18 protein-coding genes are annotated in these 20788 nt (G+C 67.5%); 5 read left to right on the top strand and 13 right to left on the bottom strand.

From position 1 onward, the window contains the following. Positions 1–402 precede the first annotated feature (402 nt). Positions 403–1110: a DUF2786 domain-containing protein gene (locus RIF65_RS12275; protein ID WP_309064914.1), complete on the bottom strand. Its 708-nt coding sequence runs from the start codon at positions 1108–1110 to the stop codon at positions 403–405. 328 nt (positions 1111–1438) lie between these two features. On the opposite strand from RIF65_RS12275, the gene RIF65_RS12270 reads away from it, so the two are divergent. Next, positions 1439–1843 (top strand): hypothetical protein, encoded by a 405-nt coding sequence (locus tag RIF65_RS12270; protein WP_309064913.1) that lies wholly within the window; start codon positions 1439–1441, stop codon positions 1841–1843. A 42-nt stretch (positions 1844–1885) separates the two neighbouring features. On the opposite strand, the gene RIF65_RS12265 is transcribed toward RIF65_RS12270, so the two are convergent. The 5 genes from RIF65_RS12265 to RIF65_RS12245 form a co-directional block, all read right to left on the bottom strand. After that, positions 1886–2491 (bottom strand): hypothetical protein, encoded by a 606-nt coding sequence (locus RIF65_RS12265; protein ID WP_309064912.1) that lies wholly within the window; start codon positions 2489–2491, stop codon positions 1886–1888. Between the two features lie 163 nt (positions 2492–2654). After that, positions 2655–4406 (bottom strand): DNA/RNA helicase domain-containing protein, encoded by a 1752-nt coding sequence (locus RIF65_RS12260; protein WP_309064911.1) that lies wholly within the window; start codon positions 4404–4406, stop codon positions 2655–2657. Next, on the bottom strand, positions 4403–4741 hold the full coding sequence (locus RIF65_RS12255; RefSeq protein ID WP_309064910.1) for a nucleotide pyrophosphohydrolase: 339 nt from the start codon (positions 4739–4741) through the stop codon (positions 4403–4405). Before RIF65_RS12255 ends, RIF65_RS12260 begins: the two co-directional genes overlap by 4 nt. 101 nt (positions 4742–4842) lie before the next feature. Beyond that, positions 4843–6048 (bottom strand): McrC family protein, encoded by a 1206-nt coding sequence (locus tag RIF65_RS12250; RefSeq protein WP_309064909.1) that lies wholly within the window; start codon positions 6046–6048, stop codon positions 4843–4845. Further along, on the bottom strand, positions 6045–8180 hold the full coding sequence (locus RIF65_RS12245) for an McrB family protein (protein ID WP_309064908.1): 2136 nt from the start codon (positions 8178–8180) through the stop codon (positions 6045–6047). The genes RIF65_RS12250 and RIF65_RS12245 overlap by 4 nt, the downstream gene beginning before the upstream one ends. 165 nt (positions 8181–8345) lie before the next feature. Here RIF65_RS12245 and RIF65_RS12240 point away from each other — a divergent pair, with 165 nt between their 5' ends. Further along, positions 8346–9005: an NAD(P)H-hydrate epimerase gene (locus tag RIF65_RS12240; RefSeq protein ID WP_309064907.1), complete on the top strand. Its 660-nt coding sequence runs from the start codon at positions 8346–8348 to the stop codon at positions 9003–9005. A 34-nt stretch (positions 9006–9039) separates the two neighbouring features. Here RIF65_RS12240 and RIF65_RS12235 read toward each other — a convergent pair whose 3' ends face one another. The 6 genes from RIF65_RS12235 to RIF65_RS12210 form a co-directional block, all read right to left on the bottom strand. Further along, the gene (locus RIF65_RS12235; RefSeq protein ID WP_309064906.1) at positions 9040–9888 is read right to left on the bottom strand and encodes a hypothetical protein; all 849 of its coding nucleotides are present in this window, start codon (positions 9886–9888) and stop codon (positions 9040–9042) included. A gap of 253 nt (positions 9889–10141) precedes the next feature. Continuing rightward, entirely contained in the window at positions 10142–11017 is an 876-nt protein-coding gene (locus tag RIF65_RS12230) for a metallophosphoesterase (RefSeq protein ID WP_309064905.1), read from the bottom strand. Between the two features lie 69 nt (positions 11018–11086). Then, entirely contained in the window at positions 11087–12109 is a 1023-nt protein-coding gene (locus RIF65_RS12225) for a LacI family DNA-binding transcriptional regulator (protein WP_309064904.1), read from the bottom strand. After that, complete coding sequence (locus RIF65_RS12220) at positions 12106–13836, bottom strand: ABC transporter permease (RefSeq protein ID WP_375142198.1); 1731 nt, start codon at positions 13834–13836, stop codon at positions 12106–12108. The genes RIF65_RS12225 and RIF65_RS12220 overlap by 4 nt, the downstream gene beginning before the upstream one ends. Before the next feature lie 142 nt (positions 13837–13978). Beyond that, positions 13979–15007 carry an ABC transporter ATP-binding protein gene (locus RIF65_RS12215; RefSeq protein ID WP_309064902.1) on the bottom strand — a complete coding sequence of 343 codons (1029 nt, stop codon included), beginning with the start codon at positions 15005–15007 and terminating at the stop codon, positions 13979–13981. A 12-nt stretch (positions 15008–15019) separates the two neighbouring features. Further along, positions 15020–16093, bottom strand: a complete 1074-nt coding sequence (locus RIF65_RS12210; protein ID WP_309064901.1) for an extracellular solute-binding protein — start codon at positions 16091–16093, stop codon at positions 15020–15022. 316 nt (positions 16094–16409) lie between these two features. Between RIF65_RS12210 and RIF65_RS12205 the strand changes: the two genes are divergently transcribed. Further along, positions 16410–17399, top strand: a complete 990-nt coding sequence (locus RIF65_RS12205) for a nucleoside hydrolase (RefSeq protein WP_309064900.1) — start codon at positions 16410–16412, stop codon at positions 17397–17399. A 151-nt stretch (positions 17400–17550) separates the two neighbouring features. Here the strand turns inward: RIF65_RS12205 and ppnP are convergent, their stop codons facing one another. Beyond that, positions 17551–17865, bottom strand: a complete 315-nt coding sequence (ppnP, locus tag RIF65_RS12200) for a pyrimidine/purine nucleoside phosphorylase (RefSeq protein ID WP_309064899.1) — start codon at positions 17863–17865, stop codon at positions 17551–17553. Between the two features lie 144 nt (positions 17866–18009). Between ppnP and RIF65_RS12195 the strand changes: the two genes are divergently transcribed. Then, positions 18010–19173 carry a PucR family transcriptional regulator gene (locus RIF65_RS12195; RefSeq protein ID WP_309064898.1) on the top strand — a complete coding sequence of 388 codons (1164 nt, stop codon included), beginning with the start codon at positions 18010–18012 and terminating at the stop codon, positions 19171–19173. Between the two features lie 124 nt (positions 19174–19297). After that, positions 19298–20689 carry an MFS transporter gene (locus RIF65_RS12190; protein WP_309064897.1) on the top strand — a complete coding sequence of 464 codons (1392 nt, stop codon included), beginning with the start codon at positions 19298–19300 and terminating at the stop codon, positions 20687–20689. Positions 20690–20788: the final 99 nt, after the last annotated feature.

Genomic DNA, 20788 nt, shown 5'->3' with positions numbered 1-20788 from the left:
GGCGGGCGTGAGAGTTGGGGGCGTGAGACTAGCGGTCGCGCGGGTTGGGGGGCGTGCGACCTGGGCGTGAGACTTGCCTTCCAGCGTGAGACGGGACGGATGGTGGCATGTCTCATGCTCGAAGGCAAGTCTCGCGGCAGTCACGCTCGGGTTCCGGTAGACGTCACACTCAGGGTTGATTACTTACGTAGTACGTAATACGGGAGCTGCGGATCGGACTGAATATCGCAGGACGGTTGCTGGAGCGTCCTGCTGATGTGGATGACGGCGAAGTGGAGATCATCGATGGGATGAAGGCCCGCGCCGAGTATCGGCGCCTGGTGTTCTGACTGCCAGATGAGATCGCCGTGGGTGCGCAGGCCGCGCTCGCCTACACGTCGCGCCGCTGGGGCGAACCGGGGTTCACCGCGGGAGGGTGCTCTCGCCGGTGTTCGCATCAAGCCCGACCTGACGGCCGCTGTAGTACGCGGCGGGGTCGGCTCCTTCGCGTGACCGTGCCCGCCTGGTCGACATGGCGGCGACGGCGGCATCGACGCGATCACGACGGGCGGCGAGCACGAGTTCGGTGCCGTTCCCGGCCTCCTCGACGATCGCCCGTCGGTTCTGCCGGATGCGTTCCGCGGCGCCCGCGCCGAATCCGCGGACGAATCCGCTGCGCGCGCGACGCTTGTCGCTCTCGGGGAACCAGTGGTAGCGGTGACGCTCGACTGACCACCAGGCGCGCATGGCGACCATGGCCTGCACCTGCAGGCTGGTGGTGAGCAGTCGAGCCTGCGCCACGTCGGACGCGTGCCCGACGAGATACAGCACCGACTCGCCGTCGGAGTGCCTGCCGTACAGCGCGCGGAGCGTGCCGAGTGCGGCGGCGATCCCTGCGCCGAGCTCGCGGATGTCGCGGGCGTACGCGCCGCTGAACAGCATCCGCTCGGTCTTGATCTCCTCCTGCTCGCGGCCCAGCCGCGCGCGTCGCTCGTCGAGGCGCGCCTGCTCGATGCCGTACTTCACCATCAGGCGCTCGGCGTGCTCGGTCAGGGCCTCAGCCTCTTCAGGCGTGGTGCTCTCCGCCTTGGCCAGCAGTTTCGCGATCAGGTCTACCTTGCTCTCGGTCATGACTCCTCCTCCGGTCGGGATGCGTTCATCCTCGGAGGGGGCACCCCCATGGGAAGGGGCAGGCGCCGGGGACGGTGGAGAACTCGAGTGCGGGTGGTGGTTGTGCAGGGGGATCCGGTGACACTGTTGACACCTTCGGCGCCCCGGGTCTACCGTCGAGTCTCGTGTCCGGCATCCGTCTTCGCATCCGCGCCCTAAGCGGCGCCGATCGACGTGCCGGGACTGCGGTCGACACCCGTCGCGGGCTATTGGAGCAAGAAGACACGCAGCTGTAGTTGCGAGCCGTTCCTCTCTTCTTTTCTTTTGCCTACGACAGGAGTGCACTGCCATGCCCGAACACATCTGGAGCAATGACGAGCTCCGCAACTTCCTCTCCTCGCTGCGCGCCGGCGGCCTCTTTGGGGGTCGTGAGGTCGATGACGATGCGCGCGAGCGTTTCCGCGAACAGGCCCTGCGCCGGGTCGCGCCCGAGGTCGAGCGCCGTCTGCTCGCCGACATCGGCACTGTGCTCGACCCGCAGGGGATTGCCGCTGTCGCGCTCGAGGTCGTCGAAGACCACGCCTGGGGTGCACGGCACACCTGGATGATGGTCACCGCCGATCCGTGGGAGTACCTGACGGAACTGGTCGTGCGGGAGATCCGCCGCGCCTACCGGCGGGCGGTGCAGTCGCGCGGGGATGCGAAGAAGCTGAAGGGGATCGAGGCGGCGAGTACGAGGAGGGGTATCACGTAGAGCATGGGCGGACGTGGCCTGATGGAGGCTACGGTTCAGCCATCACAGGTCCCGCAACGGTCCACCGCCTTCCCGATCCAACCGAAGGTCAGCACGCAGCTTCGTGGCGATGCCCGCGCGCGACGCGTTGTGTCTGAGGCGAGTGCTCGACAGTGCATGCTCCTTGAGCGCGCGCGTGGCGGGAGGGTCAGCGCTGCGCGGGTCGAAGAGCGGACGCAGCGCAGTCTTCCACGTGCCCCGGGGGACCACGTGGAACCACAGAGCACCGCCGTCGTGACGGTTCACAGCTACCACTTCGAAGTCGCCACGAGTGGGTGGCTTCGTGGGCTGGTCGGAGATGACGACGAACCCTGACGGAATGTCGCAGACCAGAAACACCTGCTCACCCAGGCCCGTGTATCCAGCATCGACGAAGTCCACGCTAATGAGGCTGAGGATCCGCATGATGAGATCGGCGAGTTCTTCATTTTGGATGGGAGTGTTCCGGCGACCGATCGTGCCGAGTGCGATGGGGAGGCCACCGGGGACGTCGCGGATCACAGCGGAGTGCTTCGGTACGTCGATATGGGTGCCGTCATCCTGTGCGACCAGAGGAGTCTTGCGAACATGCCAGTCGTGCAGTTGCCATCGCCTGAGCGCACGTCTCACTGATTCAGGCGAGGGCCCGGGCATGCTCGCCCCTTGAAACGGCTGCTCCATCGCGCGCTCCTCTCGTCGAGAGACATGATGCCCTGGAGCACGGACGTTCGGGCCGATGTTCGGCGGAAGATCGACATCTGCAGTCCCGGCCGGGCGGGAGCGGGGGCGCCGCCTAGATGCGGCCGGGGTGAGCGAGCAGTTCGCGGAACACGATTCGCAATCGTGAATCGCAGACGTACACGTAGGTGCCGAGCATCCCTCGCGTGAGCAGCACGCCGTAGATGTTGCGGATGAACACGAGGAGATCGTCGTCACTGAACGCACCTTTGAGATGCCCCGTGTCCTCTTTGCCCTTCTTGTCGCGGTACGCCTCCCGATCGGCGACGATCTCGCCGGATTCGGACAGGCGCAGGTCCGGGCCGATGATCACGCCGGCGTAATTGAGGTCGTAGCCCTGGACGGTGTGGATGCTTCCGACCTCTTCGAGCGAGCCGGCTGAATTGATCCAGTCCTTGTCGGTGCTGTTCCACCGCAACCGCTCGCCATCGATCTCGATGTCGAATGCCGAAGGATCCCGCTTCGGATGCGATTTCCAGTCCCAGGCGTATCCGGCGACGAGGCGCGAGAGACCCACCTCCGCGTCACGCTCACGAATGGCGCGTCGCATCTCGCTGAGATCGTCGAAGAAGCGCAGATCGTAATCTCCGAGGTCGGGTCGCTGCGGGCTTTCGCCGCGCAGAAGACCCCGAATGTACTCGACGTAGTCCGACCCCGCTTTAACGCGCATCTGCGTTGTGAGCGGGTAGTGCCGGTGCGAGTTCCGGGCGGCGGCCAGTTCGGCCGCCAGGACAACGGGCGAGAGATCGTGTGGACGCACGCTCTGCGCGCCGTCCACGAGCAGAAGCCGGTGACGGCTGCGTGCCTTGACCCAGTCGAGCTGGGTGTAGCGAGGGTCGTCCGTACCGAACAGCCGCTCATTTATCACGCCGAACTTCTTGTTCTGCACGCCCGAAGCCTGGTTCGCGCGCTGGTTCAGCCGGTGAGTCTCGTCGACGAGGATGAGGTCGTACACGGCATCCGATTCGCCGACCTGGAACGGCGTGAGCACCATCTTCGGGTCGAGTCTCGGTGTCTTCTTGAAGACTTTCCTCACCGATTCCCGCAGGGATTGCTGCGGGATGACGAGCGCCATCTTCAGTTCGCTCAGCAGGTCGCGGTTCTCCGGGGTGAAGAGCTCAGCGAACATCGAGTTCGGTTCGATGTCGTCGTGGTCGTCGAAGTCGCGGATGTCGACAAGAAGCTTCATCAGGAAGATCGCGATGATCGTCTTGCCGGTTCCGGGATCACCCTGCACGACAAGAGTCGAACGGGCCTCGGGATTCTGCAGATCGGTGAGCAGGCCGTCGATGATGTCTTCAACGGCGATCGCCTGATCATCGGTGAGCGCTTTGAAAGGCGAGAGCTTGAACAGGTCGGTGTTCTCGATCTGCGGGATGCTGCGCGAGAAGAGCCCCTCAGCGCGCAAGGCTTCGAACACATCCCGGAAGGACTCGCGGTAGATCTCGCGGTCGTAGTAGCGAGCATCGGTCAGGCCGTCGTTGCCATTGAGGATATGGAAACGGCCATCGCCGTGGAACCAGCGGATCAGGTGCGACTCGAGGTCCAGGCAGACCGACTTGTTGTAAGTGTCGTCGATGACGACTCGGATGCTCTCCAGACCCTCTTGCGTCTTCGAGCTCGCCAGATGCTGACGGAGCCGCTTATGGGCGCTGGTGGTCTCACCCACGTAGAGTGCCGGCGTGCGGCGCCGGCGCGCACCGTCGATCACGTAGACGACGGGCCAGTTCGTGTGCTGCTCATCATTTCTCGCCCAGTCGTCGACGCGGGCGCGGTCGAAGGCGATGTGCCGGACGCGGAAACTCATGGCTCACGCCCGTCCGACAGCTCGGTGTACTTCGCGCTCGTCCCCCGGGAACGGTCGGCTGGATACTTCACGCGGGTCTGGTCAAGCTTCCGCATCACGATCTCGTCCAGATCCACCCCGAGCTTGTTCGCCAGGTGGATGCAGTAAGTGAGGACGTCCGCGAGCTCCTCCTCGACTCGCTGCGGGTCCGGCGTCGGAGTCCACTGAAAGCACTCGAGCAGCTCGCCGGCCTCGATCGAGATGCTCTTCGCGAGGTTCTCGGGAGTGTGGAATTGGTCCCAATCGCGCTCGGCGACGAAGGTGCGGAGAGCGGCGACGGTGTCGGGCGACGGCATGACGCCGACGGTACCAGCGCGAGCCTCCATCTGAGGGCCCCCGATTCGGCAAGCGCTGACTCACGGCATGTGGCGTGATGCCGAGCGACCGATGTCGAGCATCACTCCTCGACGGGCGCGAGGGAGGCGCCCAACGCTCTGACCCGCTCGACCAGCTCGGCTGGTTCGCCACTCAAGTCGACAGCATGCGCGATGACTGTCGTTCCCGTCGGTGGGATGTCGTAGCGCCTCGGCGCCACGTCACCGGACACATACAGAAGATGTACTTCTCGTACATCCGCGGTCACTGCGTACGCCAACGATTGGTAGACATCTGCGTTGGGCGGAGAACCGTCGTCGCTGCCCCACACCTTGTACTTCGTGTCGGCGACTGTGAGGACGCGGCCTGCACGCGAGATCACGATGTCAGGACGCATGCGGATCCGTCCATCCGCATCGAGGCGCCAATCCGACTTTTGGAGATCGACATCGAATCCGCTCGGCTTCAGGGTCTCCCGGAGGACGCACCCGACGAAGTCCTCGTACACCTTGGCGACGTTCAGCAGAAAAGCGGAACCCGAGTTCGCCCCCTCCGCGTGCGCCCACGACGTGGCTTCAAGAATCCATCGCGCCAAGTGCAGCGCCGGCCGGTAATGAATGTTCAGCCTGGTAACCGGAGGCATCGTAATCGTGAGCCCCGCAGGCAGCGCTGTGATGTCGGAGAACTGTGCCAGCGCGGTGCCTACGTCACCCGCGATCCGTTCGGGAAGCTGCTCCAAACGCATGAGCGCGAGCAGCGCCGACTTCAGAATGCGGTTCTCGGGAACATCCTCGGTGAAGTCGTCGTAGAGGAGTTCGACGGGCACGGGCAGGCCCGGGCGCGTTTTGAGCTGCCGTGCGATGTCCCACCGACCGCGGATCACGGTGCCCGTCTCCTCGACGGGTACGTACCCCTTGAGTAGACCTCGGCTGGTGGCTGCCATCGCTGCGTGGACGAGCGCCGTCGCCAGCGCAGACGGCAGATGGTGATCCGTGTCGAAATCGAACGCCGCATCCTGCACGTTCGCCTGCAGCCCAGCGTACGAAGCCATGAAGATGAGACTGCGTAGCGGTGTCTTCGGACGAACGACGACTCGGACATCGTCGATCGCGACTACGCCGACCCGGTTCACGTCGGAGACGCGCCAAACCCCCGCATCGGATGTCGGCGAAACGCGACAGAACCTCAGTTCCTGCAGCCTGGCCGCCTGCGACGGGGTGAGCGCGACAATGGATTCGCCCTTCTCAGAAACCTCCGTGACGCGTGCGCCGACTGACTGGCCGTTCATGACTCCGCGGGGCGGGAGGAGGGGACAGCGGAGATGCGGCCGAGAAGTGTGTCCAGTCCGTACTTCAGATGCACATCGACTCCAGTCCCGATGTGGCGTTCCTCTAGGAGCGGAAGGATGCTCTCGTCCCACACTGCTCGCAGGTCGTTTTCACTCAGATCGTCCTGGCGCAGCAAATGGCTCGGTCCGATGCGATCCTCGCGATCACGAATACTCGCGTTCAAGAGTTCGAACAGCGCGGCGACCGGCAGAGACTGGTGGTGTTGCGCCGTCCATCGGTCGAGGATGCCCCTCAGTGGCTCGACATCCGGGTGCAACTCGAAGAACGAGAACCGTCGACGCATGGCCGAATCGAGAAGAGCGATCGAACGGTCTGCGGTGTTCATCGTCCCGACGATCAACACGTTCGCTGGCAAGGTAAAGGACTTTCCACCGTCGTCGCCGGACCCGGCGTACAGGACGTCGATCGCGTCGTTACGGTACTCGAGCAGGTAGTACAGCTCTCCGAACACCTTGCTGAGGTTCGCCCGATTGATCTCGTCGATCATCAGGACGTGCGGCACGTCCGGATTCTTGCGCGCTTCGTCGGCAATCTCGCGCAACGGCCCTCGAGTCAAGGAGAACGTCAATTGACCAGCCGCATCCGTCACCGGACGGTATCCCGCGAAGAAGTCCTCGTACGTGTACGACGGATGGAACTGGATGCGCTTGACGACGCTACCCGGCTTAGCGAGGCGGTCGGCCAGGGCGCGTGCCAGATACGTTTTCCCCGTTCCTGGCGGGCCGTAGAGAATCACCTGGCCGCGGCGGTGCAGGGCGCTCGTGACTTTGGCGAGCCATGATTGGTCGAGGTGCGTGGCTGCAGCCAGTCCGGCCAGATCGACGTGCTCGGGCAGGAATCCTCGCGGATCGAACTCGTCCAGCGTCGGCGGTGACGGGGCTGGACCGTCTTCCGAAGCGACCGCAATCGGTCTGTTCTTCCAGCGAACCTCGAGGTCGCCATAGAGATCAACCGGTTTGCCTTCTTTCTTCTGGAGGGCGATCACGATTGCTTGCAGATCAGCATCTGGATCCTCGGAGAACTCCCCGCCTATCTCGCCGATGAACGCGGTACGGATCTGGTCGCGGTGTTCGGGTGAGACAACCGGGCCGAAGAACCCCGGATGAACGAGGTACATCAAGGCATAGCGCTGTGTGGGGAATCCGCGATCCGTGCCGAACACCAGATTTCGCCACTCTCGCGGATCATCGAGCACCAGGTATTGCTCCTCATCGCTCAGTTCTGTCCAAGCGAGGAGGACATCGAGGATCACCGTGATCGCATGGTTGACGTGCGACTGCATGCCTACGCCCGGATTGAACGCACCGCCCGCGAAGGCGATGTCGAACACGCGTGGGATCTCCACGGGATGCCGCATGATGTTCAACGCCGCCTCGACACGTTCGCGCTTCTTCGCGTGCCCCATCACTTTCGCAATCGGCAGTAGTTGGAAGGCGAGCACTTCAGCCATGAGGAGCTTCTGGTCGTCCGAGGCGCCGGCGAGCTGCTGGATGAGGTTGGCGTTGAAGCCCTTGCCGTCTTCTTTTGCGGCCGCTGTCCATAGGGAGTGCAGGTCGCGAATGTTCTTCGCGGTCCACACTTCACGACCTGGTGCGAATGCGGAAAGCCCTTTGCGAAGGCCCTCGTCGACGATCACCTCGGCCGCCGCGAGAAGCCTCCGCTGGTTGTTGTCGACGCTCACCCATCGTTCGGGCAGCGCTCGTTCGACTTCATTCCGTCTCCGGTCTCGCTCGGCGGCACTGAGCCGCTGCGCTTCAAGAACGAGATCCTGCCCGGGGTGCGCGCCAAGGGCGGCGATCCCGCTCGGAGTGATCGCCCACTCGCCCGCCAGGGACGGGTTCTTCTGCAGCCAGCCGGCCGCGACGAAATCGGAGCTAGCGAAGCGCCAGTTCGTCTCACCGCGCGGACGGTTCTTGGTATTCGGTTCAGATTCGTATGCGGTCAGTGGCACTCGGAGCAGGGCTTCGCTCCAAATGTCCGCAATCGGAACGTAGCGCCCATCGGGCGCCGTTTCAGCGAGGATCTCGAGGGCACAACGCGCCCGCTCCCAGGTCTTGAGGTCCTTCTCCATCGTGCTCCTCCGCGTTGCGCTCGGTGCGAGTCTAGGGTGGGGAGGCCTCTGCGGTTGATAGGCCGTGGCGACCAAGCTCCTGTGGACGCGAACAGCCGGTGCACCCCGATACGATCGGGAGATTGGCAATGTCGAAAAGCGGTGTCTTCCGACGGGAGTCATGTCATGCCCCTCACGGTCCCCACCTTCAGCGCCGAGCAGGTCCGCGCCGCCGAGGCGCCGCTGCTAGCGGCCGGCGTCCCGCTTATGCGCCGAGCCGCGCATGCGCTCGCCGAGGTGATCGGCGAGTACGAGCCGAAGAACATTCTTGTGCTCGCGGGTGCCGGGGATAACGGAGGCGATGCGCTGTTCGCTGCGGCGGAGCTTGCCTCCCGCGGCGTGCAGGTCGACGTGCTTCGCACATCCACACGCATCCACGAGGAGGCGCTCGCCGCCGCCATCGATGCCGGCGCGCGCGTCGTGCCGCTCGATGAGCTCGACCCCGCGGCATATAACCTCGTCGTCGACGGCATCCTGGGAATCGGCGCGCGGGGCGGGTTGCGCGGCACGGCGCGAGAGGCCGTCGAGGCGCTGCTGCCTCATGGGCCGCGCGTGATCGCCGTCGACCTGCCGAGCGGACTAGACCCGGACACAGGGGAAGCAAACTCAGCAGTGCTGCATGCCGACACGACCGTGACATTCGGTGGGGTCAAAGTCGGGCTGACGCGCGCGGATGGGCCGCGTCTTGCAGGTCGCATCGAACTGGTTCGACTCGGACTCGAACTCGCCGATCCTGTTGGCGAAGCAGTCGTCGATCGGATACGGGTGGCTCACGACCAGCCCTGATGCGGCATGAGGCGAGCCTTCGAGTGTGGAGCTGCTACCTGCGGAAGAGCTCTCGCGCCCAGGTCGCGAACGTCGCGCGTTCTGTCGCCTCGGCGCGGACGGCGCGGGCCAGTTCTGCGCTCGTCTTCTCGAACTCTTCCTGAATACGGTGGTACGCACGGCCCCGACGCTGGACTGCGTAGCCGGCGGCAGCGCCCATGAGCGAGAGGCCCGCCCAAATCCACGGAACGAGGTGGCCGGCCTCGAAGACCTGCGCGACCGCCGCCCCGAGGAAGGCCGTCGACACGACGAACAGCCCTTGTCCCAGCCAGTCATGCAGGCGCGCGATGTCTGCGGCGCGTCGGGCGTAGCGGTCCGCATCCGCGGTGCTCATCATCTCAGCGGGGTCAGGAAAGCCCTGGATCGGACGCGAGGGCCACGGGCTGTCGGCGGCCTCCTTCTCGGCCTCTTCCATGCACTCGAAGTACGGAACGGCGTCATCGCTTCTCGCAATGCTCCGCACTCCGCGCAACACGAAGCACCAGACCGCGATCAGACCTGCCAGCAACGCCATCTCCACGAGAGCCTGTACCACGCTCGGCTCGGTCTTCAAGGTGAGGATGAGCGCCACCGTGAGAGCCGCGCTGAGCAGGAACCAGCGCCCGGTGTGGGACCGCATCGCCGCCACCGCGTGATCGCGGAGCCTGTTCGCGGGACCGATGAAGGAGCCCAGGGCGAGAGCGAAAACCGGAAGATGCGTCATCAGCGCGAGGTTGGCGAGTTCCGCCGCCGTCTCGCTCGATACGACGAAATCACCTTCGAGCGGCGATCCTCCCGATGCCCAGGCACTCCACGCGCCGACGACCATCACCACGAGGATCAAGGTCAGCTGGATGAGGATCATCCACCACAGCGCGAGGCTCGCCCTCATGGTGATGTGGCCGACCGCAGCCGTGTGCTCCGAGCGGGTCTTGAATGCCATGCCAGCACCCTACTGAGCGCTGCGAGCGCAGGCGGAGGACGGACGCCTCACTCCTCCGGCGCCATCTCGACGCGACCTGGGGCGTTTCGTCTCGGTCGCCTGCGGCGCCCTCGCTCAACGACCGGGGCGGCTCGCTCAACGACCGAGGGCGCGAACCAGGGGCGCGACCGGGGGCTCAGTGCTCCCGCCACCCGATCCCGGCGCCGGTGATTCGGCGGTGCGCCTCGTCCGGGGGCACCGGCTCCCCGACATCCGATCCCCGCTCCAGCCCGACCGCAGAGTGCACGATCGTGTCGCGATAGACGTGCACGAGGTTGTAGCCCTGCGTCGCGTCCTGGCCGCGCGTCGCGCCCGGCGGCTGCGAGAGGTCCTGGCCGTATGCGCTCGACGACGCGACCGACACCGGGATGCCGGCGAACGTGCCGAACGACGGGTGATGCACGTGTCCCGACAGGATCGCCCGCACGTCCGATCCGCGGAGCACATCCGCCAGCCGGGCCTGCCCGCGCAACTCGACCGTCACGGCCAGGTCGAGCACGGTGGGCAGGGGCGGGTGGTGGATCAGCAGGATGCTGCCGGCGGGCGCCGGCGTCGCCAGCTCACCCCGCAGCCACGCGAGTTGCTCGTCGTCGACCTGACCCCAGTGCTCGCCCGGCACGGTCGAGTCGAGCGCGATCACCCGCAGCCCGCCGAACCAGTTCACCGACACGACGGGGCCGTCACCCTCCGATCCCAGCAGCACCTCGCGGAACGCGTCACGGTGGTCGTGGTTGCCCATCGCCCACACCACCTGGCAGTCCAGCGCCTGCGCGGTCTCGTCGACGAGCGCCTTCAACCGCCGGTACGCGCTGCGGTCGCCCTTGTCGGTGAGATCACCGGTCAGCAGCAGCGCCTCCGGGCGCGACCCGCTCTCGGTGAGCCGGCGCAGCAGCAGTTCCAGGTTGCCGTCGGCGTCCGCGCCGCCGTACAGCGGCGCCCGCTCCGCGGGCAGGTGCGTGTCCGACAGATGCACGAACGTGTGCGAAGGACGGGGGTGCTCGGTGAGGATCATGCTCTTTCCTGGTTGCGAACGAAAGGATTTCGGATGCCGTTCTGTCGGCGCCACGGCGAAGGCGCCGCGTCAGCGCCCCGGCGGCCCGGCGGTCGAACCGTTCACGAGCTCGCCGGCGAACCCCTGGCGCATAGGCTCTGCGCCGGCCTCGCCCGCCAGCAGCCGCTGCATCGCCTCGACCGCGGCCGCCGCGACCTGCTCCACCGGGATCCGCACGGTCGTGAGCCCGAGCAGGTCGCCGCCGGGGAGGAGGCCGTCGCAGCCGGTCACGCTCAGCGCGCCGGGCACGGCGATGCCGGCATCCCGCGCCGCCCGCAGCACCGCGAGCTGACGTGCGTCCGACGCGCACATCACCGCCGTCGCGCCGGCCCGCACCGCCTCGAGAGCATCCGCCACGTTGTCCTCGGGCAGGGCGCCCGCGGCGATCATGGTGACCTCGGCCCCGGCATCCGTCAGCGCGTCCCGCATCGCCGACGCGCGCAGCTGCTCGGTGAACGACACGTCGGGGCCACCGGCCAGCACCGCCACCCGGCGGTGCCCGAGACCCAGCACGTGCGCTGCCAGCATCCGGCCGTGCGCCGACTCGTCGTAGTAGACGGCGTGGATCCGGCCCTCGGCCTCCATCCGCCCCGCGCGCAGGATCGGCACCTGGTCGGCGAACGGCTCCAGCTGCGCGGTGCTCACACCGCCGGTGGCGACGATCAGGCCGGCGACCCGCATGCCGAGCAGCCGGTGCAGGGCGTCGACCTGCTTGGCGCCCTGCCGGTCGGCGCCGATCCCGACCGTCACGGTGACCAGGTCCAGGCCGCGGCGATGCGCCTCATCCTGCAGCCGGGCGAACAACCGGCCGTACGCCGGGTTGCTCGCGTCGCGCAGCATCAGCCCGACGGTGCCGGTGCGGCCGGCGGCGAGCTCGGCGGCGATCGTGTTCGGCACGTACCCGAGCCGCTCGGCCGCCTCGAGGATGCGCTGCCGGGTCTGCTCGGCGATCCGGCCCTCGCCCTTCAACGCGCGCGTGGCCGTCGCCCGAGAGACCCCGGCGGCCGCGGCGACGTCGTTGATCGTGACGTTCAGGCGTGAGTCGGCGCTCATGCGGACCGCGTCCTCCCGGCACGCGTGCGCGACCGGCGGCGGGGCGCTCCGGCGCGCGAACCACGTCCATACACGAGATACATGGTGACACCCATGATCACCATCAGCAGCACCGTGTACACGAACGTGATCGGCATCGCGTCGAGGTTGTTCTCGCCGCGCGTGCTCTCCTGGATCGCCACACCCAGCGGCTGATACAGCGGGTGGTACAGGAAGATGGCCGCGTCGTAATCGTCGAGCAGGCTGTTGAAGTTCAACGCGGTGATCGCCGCCGCCGTCGGCAGCACCAGCGGGATCAGCACCCGCCGGAACGTGGTCAGCGACCGGGCCCCGAGGATGCGCGACGCGTCCTCGAGCGAATCGGGCACCGACGCGAACGCCGCCTTCAGCAGCCGCAGCGTGAACGGGATCTTGACGCTGATGTACGCGATCAGCAGCAGCACCGGCGTGCCGGTGAGCACGACGTTCGCCAACAGAGCCTGCGGCCGATCGAACGCCATCACCAGGGCCAGCGCGATCAGCACGATCGGCAGGATCCACGGGATGTGCAGCACGTACTCCAGCGCCGCGGTGATCCCGTTGCGATGCTTCTGCAGCATCCGGGCGACGAACAGCAACCCGACCACGACGATCACCGAGGCGAGCGCGCTGTAGACGACGCTGACGATGAACGGCCGCAGCGCCGCCGCGCTGCTGAACACGGTGATGTAGTTGTCGAGCGTGAAACTGTCGGGCGTGATCGACCCGGCCAGGATGCTGCGGGCGTCGACGAACGAGAAGATCACGATCAGCACCACCGGGATCAGGTAGATCACCCACAGCACGTACGCGACGATGTGCACGATCGCGTTCGCGAGCGGGTTGCGGATCTGTTGCTTCTGGATCGGCGTCGCCACCTTCGCGACCGAGAAGTACACGCCCGACTTCTCGGCGCGGTTCATGATCGCCAGCAGGATGATCGTCGCCACGCCCAGCACGATGGCCAGCAGCGCGGCGATGTCGCGGGTGATCGGGCTGCGCGACAGGTCGATGATGAGCGGCGCGACGGTCTGGAAGTCCGGCCCGCCGAGCACCAGCGGCGCGGTCAGCGCGCCGAGGCCGATCAGGAACGTCAGCACCGTGACGGCGAACAGCATGGGCTTCATCACCGGCAGCACGATGCGGCGCAGGATCGTCCAGGTCGACGCGCCCATCAGCTTGGCCGCCTCGATCGACGCGTAGTCCACCTTCGCGAGCGACGACGACAGGAACAGCATGTGGTTCGTGGTCGTCGCGAACGTCATCACGAACACCACGGCGAAGTACCCCGAGAACCAGTCGCGGTCGATGTCGGGGTTCACGTTCGTCATCAGGTTGGTGACGAACCCGAACCGCCCGTAGATGAAGTTGTACCCCGCGGCCAGCACGATGCCGCCGTAGATCAGGGTGGTCGCGTACCCCAGCCACAGCAGCTTGGCGCCGCGGACCTTGAAGTACTGCGTCACCAGCACGATGAACACGCCGACCACGTTCACCGTGACCGACAGCGTGACCGCGAGCAGGAAGCTGTTGCCGAGGGTCTTCAGCGCGCGCTCGCTGCCGAGCAGCTTCTCGATCGCGCGCACACTGAACTGCCCGTCGGGGAAGAACGTGGTGCCGAGCAGGGCCGCGTTCGGCAGCACGAGGAAGGCCGCCGCGAACCAGATCACGACGAGGCCGGTGACCCACGCGAGCGGGGAGCGCAGCATCGCCCGGATGCTGCCGGGTCGACCCCGGCGGGCGCGCTTCGCCGGGCGATCGGATGCCGCGGTCGCAGTGAGTACGCCGGCTTCGCCGGGCAGCGCGGCCTCGGGAGGCGGGAAGGGGCCGGGGGTTGTGGGGTCGCTCATGTCACACCGCCGGATACTGCAGCACCCAGCGCGGATCGATCCCGACCTGCACCGCGTCTCCGGCATCCCACCGGCGCGCGCTCGCCGCGGCCGGCACGCTCACGCGCAGCGTGGCGTCCTCGACCGCCACCGTGTAGACGCTGTGGCTGCCGTGGTAGGTGCGGCCGGTGACCGTCCCGTCCAGCACGGCCGGCGCCGGGGCGGCGTCGGCGGCGTCGCTGAGCCGGAGTTTCTCGGGCCGCACGTAGCTCTCGGCGCCGGCATCCAGCCCTGCCGCACCCGCGATGCGGGAGAGGATGCCGGGGCTGAGGCGATTGCTCTCGCCGATGAACCGGCAGACGAACGCCGTGGCGCTGCGATCGTAGATCTCCTCGGGGGTGCCCACCTGCTGCAGCCGTCCGGCGTCGAGCACGGCGATGCGGTCGCTGAGGGTGAGCGCCTCCTCCTGGTCGTGCGTGACGTACACGGTGGTGACGCCGACCTCGTGCTGCAGCTCCTTGAGCTGCTCGCGCAGCTGCACGCGCAGCTTCGCGTCGAGGTTCGACAGCGGCTCGTCCAGCAGCAGGATGCGCGGCGTCAGCACCAGGGCGCGGGCGATCGCCACGCGCTGCTGTTGCCCGCCCGACAGCTCGGACACGTTCTTGTCGAGCTGGCTCGCCGCGAGGCCGGTGCGCTCGGCGATCTCGTCGACGCGTCGGTTCTGCTCGACCTTGGAGACCTTCTGCTTCTGCACGGTGAGACCGAACGCGATGTTGTCGCGCACGTTCATGCTCGGGAACAGCGCGTAGTTCTGGAACACCATCCCCACGCCGCGCTGCTCGCTCGGCACGCGCGTGACGTCGCGGCCGGCGATGTGGATGCGGCCGCCGGTGGGCTCGACGAACCCGGCGAGCGAACGGAGGGCCGTCGTCTTCCCACATCCGGAGGGACCCAGGAGGGTGAAGAACTCACCCTCCTGGATCTCCAGATCGAGATGCGAGACGGCCGTGTGGTCGCCGAAGGCGACGTCGACGTCTTCGAACCTGATCATCGTCCGGCTCGATCAGCCGATGTACTCGAGCGTGACCTTCTCGACCCACTCGCCGAGGTGCTCGCTCACGAAGCCGAAGTCGATGTCCTGACGCGGCAGCGACTCCATCAGCTCGACGACCTCGGGGTTGGCCTGCTCGATCGCGTTCTCGTTGACCGGCATGGCGTTGAACTCGGCGGCGAACTCGCCCTGCACTTCGGCGCTGCCGAACCAGTCGATGAACTCCTGTGCCTGCTTCTCGTTGTCGGTGCCGGCGATCGGGGCGATCTGCTCGGTGACGTACGGCACGCCGTACTCCGGCACGATGACGCCGGTCTCGGTGCCGTACTCCGCGTCGCGGGCCTCGATGCCGCTGGACGGCAGCACGCCGAAGTCGACCTCGTCGCGGGCGATGCGGGCGTACAGGTCGGTGCCCTCGACGGCGGGGGAGCCGTTGGCGTAGTACGACTCGACGAGCTTCCAGCCCTTGTCGCTCACGCCCAGGTCGCCGTCCTCGTCGAGGTGCTCGGTGAGGATGCTGGCGAGCACCAGCTGCGGGGTCGCCTGGCCGAGAGCCGGGTTCACCTCGAAGCGGCCCTTGTAGGCGTCGTCGGTGTAGAGCTCCTCGAGGTCTGCGGGCGGGCTGTCGACGCGCTTCTCGTCGTAGACAGTGACGATGGCCTGCTCGACCAGCGGCCAGTAGGCGCCGTCCTTCGCGTCGCCGGCCTCCTCGGGCACCTCGCCGCTCCACTCCGGCTCGTAGCCGGTGATGGCCTCTTCGGCCTTGAGCTGCTCGAAGAACATGTTGTTGAGCCCGAAGACCACGTCGCCGACCGGGTTGTTCTTCTCGGCGATGATGCGGTTGGTGAGGTCGGCGCCGCCCAGGCCGACGATCTCGATCTCGAAGCCGGCCTCCTTGGCCTTCTCGATGATCCACTCGCCGCGGCCGTCGCTGTTGGAGTTCGTGTAGACGATGAGGGTGCCGCCGGCATCCGTCGGGCCCTCCTCGGCGTTCTCGGCCGCGGGTTCCGCTGCGCCGGAGCAGCCGGTGAGGGTGAGGGCCGTGAGCGCGGCGATCCCGATGAGGGGCCAGCGCCTCTTCCGCATGTGGACCATGGTGTTCCTTTCTCGCCTTCGAGGGGTGTCGAATCGACACTACCCTGCGGTTTGTGGCCAACGCACAAAGAAAGCTTGTGTGTCTCGTCGCGGTCGCGCGGCCGCAACCAAGATAGGCCGCGTGGTTGAACAGCGGGGCACGGGGAGGTGAACTGTTCGCTCGGGGTTGGTGGCTGCGTTTGGTCGGTTTGGCCGGTTCGCTCGCGCGGATTTGTGCGCTTGCCTCGGAGCGGATGCCGGATGCCGGTCCGAACGAAGCGCACATCTCCGAGCGAAGGGACGGGATGCCGGGGCCGTGCCTGCCAGGATGGACGCGGAGGTCACCATGCAGAAGGTCATCCTGGACTGCGATCCCGGACACGACGACGCGATCGCGATCATGCTCGCCGCCGGCAACCCGGCGATCGAGCTGCTCGGCATCACCACGGTCGCCGGCAATCAGACGCTCGAGAAGGTCACGCGCAACGCGCTGTCGGTTTGCGCAGCCGCCGGCATCCGCGTCCCGGTCGCGAAGGGGGCCGACCGTCCGCTCGTCGCGCCGCAGATGGTGGCGGAGGACATCCACGGCGACACCGGACTCGACGGGCCGGTGCTGCCCGAGCCGCAGTTCGCGCTCGACCCGCGGCACGCGGTGGACTTCATCATCGACACGGTGATGGCGCACGAGCCGAACACCGTGAACCTGGTGCCGGTCGGGCCGCTGACCAACATCGCGCTGGCGATGCGGAAGGAGCCGCGCATCGTCGAACGGGTGCGCTCGGTCGTACTGATGGGCGGCGCGCACACCCGCGGCAACGTCACCCCCCACGCCGAGTTCAACATCGCCGTCGACCCGGAGGCGGCGGACGTCGTGTTCCGCGCGGACTGGGACGTGACGATGGTCGGGCTCGACCTCACGCACCAGGCGTTGGCGACGCCCGAGCTGCAGGACCGGGTGCGCGCGATCGGCGGCCCGGTCAGTGAGTTCGTGCTCGGGGTGTGGGGCTTCGTCGGCGACGCCTACCGTCGGCAGTACGAGTTCGACTCGCCTCCCGTGCACGACGCGTGCTGCGTCGCGGCCCTCATCGACCCGGCGGTGTTCACCACCGCGAAGGCCGATGTGCGCGTCGAGCTGCACGGGGAGTGGACCAAGGGCGCCACGGTGGTGAACTTCCAGGATGTGCCCGGGATGCACCACTCCAACGGCTCCGCCGAGCGGCAGACCGACTTCCGCGCCAACGTCGCCCTGACCCTGGACTGGGACCGCTTCGCGGACCAGATCGTGGATGCCGTCGCGCGGCTGACCGCCGGGCTCTGAGGTCTCCGGGGCCGGGCGCGGCGCGCGCTTCGGGGCCGGGCCGCACCGGCCCGGCGTAGGGAATCCCGGACCATCCGGCATCCGCTCGGCGTGTCGAACCGCGACACGCCGCGGGCGGTACGGGTCGTCCGGGATTCCCCACGGGTGCCGATTACTCGGAGTCCTTCCAGCCCAGGAACTCGCCGGTATAGGGGCACAGGTAGGCGACGGTGTCGGTCACGCGCACCGTGAAGTCGGTGCCGCCAGGCACCTCGAACTGTTCGCCCTCGCTGTACGTCTTCCATTCGCCCTGGCCCGCCGGCTGCTGTACGTCCCAGCTGCCGCGGACCAGCAGCATCCACTCCTTGACCGGCGCCTCGAAGGTCCATTCGCCGGGCTCCATGACGCCGACGGTGAAGTTGCCCTGCCGGTTCTGGAACTCGAGGCTGCGCACCCTGCCCTGGTAGTACTCGTTCTGGCCGATCATGCGGTGACTCCCTTGCGTCGAAACGGACGTGTCTGCGCACGTCACGGACACACGCTAGGAACGGTGCGTGCGATCGACAATCTCCGCCGCGTACAATCGAGCGACCCCAATGACGCCGCGGCGTCCACCCGACCCGGAGGCACCATGTCGCCGAGGACATCCCGTCCGTCCGCCGCCGACGGCGAGGACGCTCGTCCGGCCTCGCCCGAGCAGCGCGCGCTCGCCCTTCAGGTCGACCTGACGGCCATCCTCGCGCGCGGGAAGGGCGTCGACCGGCTGCTGCGCGGCTGGCACCGGCAGACCGGCGAGCCCGTCGCCGTGTTCGACCGGCTCGGCCGGCCCCTCGCTCGGGCCGAGTTCCCGGCCGGCGACCTGGGCCGGGTCAAGGACGCACTCGATGACCGCGCGCCCCGGCTCGGGGAGGTGCTCCGGCTGCCCGCCGGGACCGTGCAGCCGGAGGGGGCGGTCGAGCTGACGCCGTTCGCCGGCAACGCCACCGTCCGCGGCTACCTCGCCCGTCTGTCCACCGGCGACGCTACCGCCGAACTGGCGGCGCCCGCCTTGCGCTCGCTGCTCGCGCTCGAGTACGAGCGACACTGGCTGATGGACGAGCCGGAACGCCGGCGTCGAGACCGGCAGCTCGGGCGACTGCTGGGCCTGACGGAGGAGGGCGGCGCGAAGGCCCTGCTGCGCAGCCTCGGCATCGACGCGCTCGCACTGCGCGGCCTGGTCATCGAGGCGCGCGACGAGACCCACGCAGAGGTGCTGGTGGACGACCTCGCGGCGCTGTTCTCGGCGCAGCTCGTGCGGCATCGCGGCCGGGTCGTCGAGTGTCTCGTCGCAGTGGATCCGGTGAAGACGCTCGTCGAATACGGGCTCACGGTACCGATCGGGGTGGGGACATCGCTCGCTCCGCACCACGCGAGCCGTTCCATGCGCCAGGCCCGCCTCGCGCTCGAGGCCAGCCGGCGCGTGGGCGGTGCGATCGAGTACCGCGATGGGGGAGCGCACGACTTCCTGCTGCAGGTCGCGTCGCCGGAGTACCGGGAGGCGTTCGCGGACGCCACCCTGGGCGTGCTCGAACGCGCCAGAGGCGGCGATGCGCTGCTCGCGACACTGCACGTCTGGCTGATCGAGCACCGCTCGATCGAGGCGACCGCCGATCGGATGAAGGTGCACCGGCACACCGTGCGCAACCGCATCCAGCGCGCGGCGCAGCTGACAGGCCACGATCTGGACAGCATCGACACCCAGACCGAGCTGTGGCTCGCGCTCAAGGCACGCGGTCTCGAGCAGCCCGAGAACTAGCCGTCGCGTACAAACGGGATTGCACAGGATGGCCGAGACGGCGATTCCCCGTGCGGCCGTGCGGTGCGACGATCGGCGCAGCGAAAGTCTCCAGCGCCATACCCGACTCGACGAGGAGCACCCCATGGCCTACTCACCCGCGACCAGCAGACCCGATGCCGCCGTCGACCCCGAGAACGCGTCCGTCTTGCGGCGCGTGCTCATCGCCGGAGGGCTCGGCACGCTGCTCGAGTACTTCGACTACGCGAGCTACAGCTACCTCGCCACGACCATCGCCGTCGTGTTCTTCCCGGCGAACGAGGACCGCACCGTCGCACTGCTCAGCACGTTCGCAGTGTTCGCGCTCTCCTTCCTGGTGCGCCCGCTCGGCGCGCTGATCTGGGGATCGCTCGGCGACCGCCTCGGCCGGAAGACGGTGCTCGCCACGACCATCCTCATCATGTCGGGCGCGACGTTCCTGATCGGCTTCATTCCGGGGTACGCGGTGATCGGGGTGGCCGCGCCGATTCTGCTGCTCGTGCTGCGGATCGCGCAGAGCTTCTCGGCGTCTGGCGAGTACGCCGGCGCCGGAACGTTCATCGCCGAGTATGCGCCCGCGCATCGGCGCGGGCTGCTCACCAGTGTGGTGCCGATGGCCGCCGCGGCCGGGTTCCTGCTGGCATCCCTCATGGCGACGGTCTTCTACTCGACGATGAGTCCGGAGTTCATGCAGGAGTGGGGATGGCGCATCCCCTTCCTGGTCGCCGGACCGCTGGGTGTGCTCGGGCTGTGGCTGCGGTCGCGGCTCGAGGACACCCCGCAGTTCCGCCGGCTGCAGGAGCGCGAGGCCGAGGAGCGCCGGAACCCGCTCGGCAGCCGCACCGCGCCGGGCGGGCGCTGGGCCGAGGCGGTGCGCAGCCTCCCCTCGATGATCAAGGTGCTGCTGGTCATGTCCCTGAACGCCGGCGCCTACTACCTGCTGCTGAGCTACATCCCGACGTTCCTCATCGAGGAGGCCGGCATGGACGAGGGCAGCGCGAACCTCGTGGTCACGATCGGCCTGGTCGTGTACCTCGGGCTGATCCCGATCGCGGCGCACTTCTCTGACCGGATCGGACGAAAGCGCACGCTGATGATCTCGAGCCTGTTCTTCATCGTGCTCGCGTACCCGATCATGTCGCTCTTCTCGCTCGGGGGCGTGCTGCTCGCATCCGCCGTGCTCATCGTCTCGCTGGTGTTCTTCGCGATGAACGACGCCGTCTTCCCGTCGTACTTCACCGAGATGTTCGGCACGCGCTCGCGGTACCTCGGCTTCGCGCTGCCCTTCAACGTCGGGGCGATGCTGTTCGGCGGTGTCGCGCCCTTCATCGGGACGTGGCTGATCGCCCAGACCGGCAACCCGAGCTCGCCGGCCCTCTTCCTGATCCTCGTCGGCGTGCTGTCGCTCGTCGGGCTGCTGCTCAGCGCCGAGACGACGCGCACCGACCTGGTCGACGAGCAGCGAGAGGTCGGCACCCGGCCGATCCCCACGGTCTGAGACCTCTCCCAACGGCGGGGCGGCGGATGCGGAACCGCTGCCCCGCCCACTGCGTGAGGTCGGATGCTATCGTCAGCCGAACGCCCCGGTGCGCATCGC

This window comes from Microbacterium sp. (assembly GCF_031180975.1).
Lineage (GTDB): Bacteria > Actinomycetota > Actinomycetes > Actinomycetales > Microbacteriaceae > Microbacterium.
Note: the sequence above shows the minus strand (reverse complement) of the source record. Positions and strands in the feature narration are given on the sequence as shown.

Excerpts from the sequence above, each read along its gene's own strand:
- RIF65_RS12275 (WP_309064914.1), bottom strand. The coding sequence starts at position 1,110 with ATGACCGAGAGCAAGGTAGACCTGATCGCGAAACTGCTGGCCAAGGCG.
- RIF65_RS12270 (WP_309064913.1), top strand. The coding sequence starts at position 1,439 with ATGCCCGAACACATCTGGAGCAATGACGAGCTCCGCAACTTCCTCTCC.
- RIF65_RS12260 (WP_309064911.1), bottom strand. The coding sequence starts at position 4,406 with ATGAGTTTCCGCGTCCGGCACATCGCCTTCGACCGCGCCCGCGTCGAC.
- RIF65_RS12255 (WP_309064910.1), bottom strand. The coding sequence starts at position 4,741 with ATGCCGTCGCCCGACACCGTCGCCGCTCTCCGCACCTTCGTCGCCGAG.
- RIF65_RS12250 (WP_309064909.1), bottom strand. The coding sequence starts at position 6,048 with ATGAACGGCCAGTCAGTCGGCGCACGCGTCACGGAGGTTTCTGAGAAG.
- RIF65_RS12245 (WP_309064908.1), bottom strand. The coding sequence starts at position 8,180 with ATGGAGAAGGACCTCAAGACCTGGGAGCGGGCGCGTTGTGCCCTCGAG.
- RIF65_RS12240 (WP_309064907.1), top strand. The coding sequence starts at position 8,346 with ATGCCCCTCACGGTCCCCACCTTCAGCGCCGAGCAGGTCCGCGCCGCC.
- RIF65_RS12235 (WP_309064906.1), bottom strand. The coding sequence starts at position 9,888 with ATGATCCTCATCCAGCTGACCTTGATCCTCGTGGTGATGGTCGTCGGC.
- RIF65_RS12230 (WP_309064905.1), bottom strand. The coding sequence starts at position 11,017 with ATGATCCTCACCGAGCACCCCCGTCCTTCGCACACGTTCGTGCATCTG.
- RIF65_RS12225 (WP_309064904.1), bottom strand. The coding sequence starts at position 12,109 with ATGAGCGCCGACTCACGCCTGAACGTCACGATCAACGACGTCGCCGCG.
- RIF65_RS12220 (WP_375142198.1), bottom strand. The coding sequence starts at position 13,836 with ATGCTGCGCTCCCCGCTCGCGTGGGTCACCGGCCTCGTCGTGATCTGG.
- RIF65_RS12215 (WP_309064902.1), bottom strand. The coding sequence starts at position 15,007 with ATGATCAGGTTCGAAGACGTCGACGTCGCCTTCGGCGACCACACGGCC.
- RIF65_RS12210 (WP_309064901.1), bottom strand. The coding sequence starts at position 16,093 with ATGCGGAAGAGGCGCTGGCCCCTCATCGGGATCGCCGCGCTCACGGCC.
- RIF65_RS12205 (WP_309064900.1), top strand. The coding sequence starts at position 16,410 with ATGGACGCGGAGGTCACCATGCAGAAGGTCATCCTGGACTGCGATCCC.
- ppnP (WP_309064899.1), bottom strand. The coding sequence starts at position 17,865 with ATGATCGGCCAGAACGAGTACTACCAGGGCAGGGTGCGCAGCCTCGAG.
- RIF65_RS12195 (WP_309064898.1), top strand. The coding sequence starts at position 18,010 with ATGTCGCCGAGGACATCCCGTCCGTCCGCCGCCGACGGCGAGGACGCT.
- RIF65_RS12190 (WP_309064897.1), top strand. The coding sequence starts at position 19,298 with ATGGCCTACTCACCCGCGACCAGCAGACCCGATGCCGCCGTCGACCCC.